The sequence below is a fragment of the Micromonospora sonneratiae genome (assembly GCF_042679305.1).
Classification (GTDB): Bacteria; Actinomycetota; Actinomycetes; order Mycobacteriales; family Micromonosporaceae; genus Micromonospora_H; species Micromonospora_H sonneratiae.
In genome coordinates this window covers 1-2,701 of the sequence record NZ_JBHTMP010000145.1, presented here as the reverse complement: position 1 = coordinate 2,701, position 2,701 = coordinate 1, and the positions used below count along the sequence as shown (strand labels likewise).

Annotated in this window: 1 protein-coding gene; it reads left to right on the top strand. The window is 58.2% G+C overall.

Annotated features, from left to right (window positions below; all coding sequences use genetic code 11):
• The first annotated feature begins 860 nt into the window (after positions 1–860).
• A complete protein-coding gene (locus ACFQ4H_RS34660; protein ID WP_377579489.1) occupies positions 861–1,475 on the top strand; it encodes a hypothetical protein in 615 nt (204 codons plus the stop codon).
• Positions 1,476–2,701: the final 1,226 nt, after the last annotated feature.

Below are 2,701 nucleotides of genomic sequence, written 5' to 3'. Positions count from 1 at the left end.
GACGCCAACATCAAGCCCGAGCCCGCCGAGCCCACTACACACGCCGCCTCAACCTCGAACTCCAACCATGATCCCGAACGGCGGCTGCCGTACTAATTCTTTTGAAGGAGCCTCATGGTGTCGGTGGTGAAGAGCTTTGGCTGGTACAGGTGCCGGTCACGATCGAGCACCAGCAGAAGAGTTGCGAACTCGTTACGAACATAGGTTCGCCCAGCCCGATCCGATTCATTATCATCTTTCTATGAAGATCCACCGAGTCGGGGTTTCGGCCTACGCAGCTGTGCTCTTGGCGCTCACCGCGTTGACCGGATGCGACAACGTGAACGGAGCGCCACCCGCCTCGCCTACAGCTAGTTCACCGAGCATCTCAGTGTCGCCGACGCTTGGAGCTGGCACTCTCGTGTCGATCGAGCAAAAGGCGTCGTATCAAGTGCCAACTCGGCGAGGAGAGGTGATCGCGGATGGCGCGGTCGTCCTCCGCAACATCGGGAATGAGGCAGTTCGGCTACAAGGAGTGCAGCTGGTATTCGCCTCGGGAGGCAATGGCTTGACGGTGGAGGGTGCGAAGATACTCCGCTTAGCCGGAACTGACGTCAGCGGAATACAGCGCAGCTTTCCGCCGAACAAGCAGACCGGGCAGCGATGGCACGACGCCGTCGGCGCGGAGATTGTCCCAGGAGAGGGAATGGTTTATCAGCTGATTCTCGGCCTGAGTGTCAGCGTAGGCACTCACCGGGTTGAGGCGGTGCGGCTGACATACTCAGCGACTGGCGTCACTCGAGAAGTGGAGATACCTCACGACATTACTTTATGTGTCCAGGGTCGATCGACTGCCACAACTTGCCAATAAATTGCCCTAAATGAATAGGAGCAAGGCTTTGCCCCTCAAGAGAACCGCCGCCTTTGCAATAAGTCTCTTTGTTGCCAATGGGCTGGCCACGGCGATCATGCCGATATATGCGCATGCAGCGAAACCCTCAACTCCGGAAGTTGTCCAGAGTTGCCCAATTGAGGATGGCTACGACATCAAGAGTCTAACAAAGGGTTGGTTTGCGACCGAGGCGTACAGCGCCTGGCTTGCAGGCCCCGGCAGCATTTCGTACGCGGAAACCGAGGGTGCATCCTTTTCCGGAACTTTCTCTGCAAGCTGGACATACACTGCTAGTGCCGTCTGGGCCTCGGTCAGTGGCGAGTACGGCATTTCACTTACTGCTTCAACGAACTATTCCAAGCAGTGGACGTACACCAAGTCGGTGCCGTCCGGATCGACGGCGAGAGCTGTCGTTCACAAGCATGGCGCCAAGTATACCTTCGATAAGCACCGCCAGAACGCCGACTGTTCTGTCAGTAGCTATACCGGCGGCTCGGGTGGTCATCCATACTTGGCGAACTCTCTGTCCGAATATTGCATCTCTCTCGACACGTATCCTGCTACGGATTTCCAGGCCACCACAGGGCCCTGTACCGACCACTGACCGGAACGCTACCCGGCATGGCTCTTCGTTACGCTATCCTCTCGCGACTAACCCACCGCATCGAGCCGTTCCCGTTATTCCAATCCGGATGATGAGCGCCTGGAGACCTTAGCTCGGGTGTTTTACGCGTGGTGATCCATGTGGTCGGCGGGGGAGACGAAAGTGCCTTCCGAACTGGGATGATAAGGCCTGTTGAAGGTCCCAAACAGCCCGCACGGAAGGCACTTTCCGCGTGCGGGTCACCTGGAGGAGTTTTCACAACTCCATTCACAACTTTGATTCGAAGGTGGTCGATGTGACCGTGTGGTCGTGGTGGGGTGTGAGCTATCGCACCGTGTGTGTCGTACGTGGACACGGCGGCCGTTACCCGGTAGATCAACTGCCCATCGATGGCCATATAGTCGTCGACCGGGCGAATGCGATCCTGTGGCAAGGCGGGTTGTGTTCAGAGAAGTGGTGTACAACGTGCCCGTGATTAGCGTGTTGCGCAGGTAGGGGGGGCGGCCACGTGCGGTCCTTTGAGGCGACCACGTAATAGAAGAATGGAACGATGGCCGCACCCGAGAATGAGAACGCTGCGCGAGCAGATCCAGGGCGCGTTGCTGGACGTGTTGCAGGCGATGATCAAACGTTGGCGCAGGCGCCGATCTTCGCCGATATGGACGCTACCTGTGGTGCCGGCTATGCGCAGTGCAGCAACGATCGAGTCAACTCCCGCGACGGCTACTGGCGCCGAGAGTGGGATGCCCGACGTTGGGCCGATCGACTTGGCAACCCCGAAATTGGGCTCGGTTCGTACGCTGCGCGATCGACCCTTACGGTGCCTCGGGTCGCTGTTTATCGGAATTCAGTCAGATTGCTTGCTGCTTTAAGTAGGTTACGCACGGTAAGTAGTAAACGCTACGAGTGCTTCCTGCTTTCGGGAAGGTGTCATTGTCATTGTGTGGGCGATGTGTACGCGTGGCACCAAGCGTGACTGTTGCTATTGTGATAACCCTTTTGAAGAAGCCTCCATGTGAGAGATGCTAAGATTCGTTATTTCGGTCGAGATGCATTGGTTTTTGTTAAAGCCAAGTGAGGTTGGAGTTTTAGACGGTAAGGGTGCGGCGGCGCGGAGCGGGCGTTGGCACGGCCTACTGCCGTGTGGATGAGAGAGGTGACCACGCCCCGCGCCGCCGCGCGGTGCCGGGCCGGCCGAGGGCCCGGCGTCGGGCCCGGGGAGGGGC